The organism is Homoserinimonas sp. OAct 916, from assembly GCF_003260275.1.
In the GTDB taxonomy this organism is placed as follows: Bacteria; Actinomycetota; Actinomycetes; order Actinomycetales; family Microbacteriaceae; genus OACT-916.
This window is the reverse complement of sequence record NZ_QJHB01000097.1, coordinates 1-290: the sequence shown is the minus strand read 5'-3', so window position 1 is coordinate 290 and position 290 is coordinate 1. Positions and strand designations below refer to the sequence as shown.

General features: G+C 42.1%; 1 protein-coding gene. It reads left to right on the top strand.

The window, feature by feature from the left end; genetic code table 11:
* The coding region (locus DL891_RS17220) for a cytochrome P450 (RefSeq protein WP_157962612.1) at nucleotides 1-290 on the top strand (290 nt) is incomplete at both ends.

The following is a 290-nucleotide window of genomic DNA, read 5'->3' as shown; positions in this document are numbered from 1 at the left end:
GTTTATACCAAAATCAAGCCTAGTGATATTGTGAAGGGGATATTTGGAGATGGGATTGTTGTGTCTACGGGTGAAAAGTGGGCAAAAATGAGGAAACTAGCTAATCATGCCTTCCAAACAGAGAGCTTGAAGGGTATGGTTCCTGCAATGATTGCCAGTGTCGAGACGATGCTCGAAAGATGGCAAAATCACGAAGAAGGTAGAGAAATCAACGTGTATGAGGAGTTTAGGTTGTTGACTGCAGAAGTGATTTCTAGGACTGCTTTTGGAAGTAGTTACTTGGAATGGAA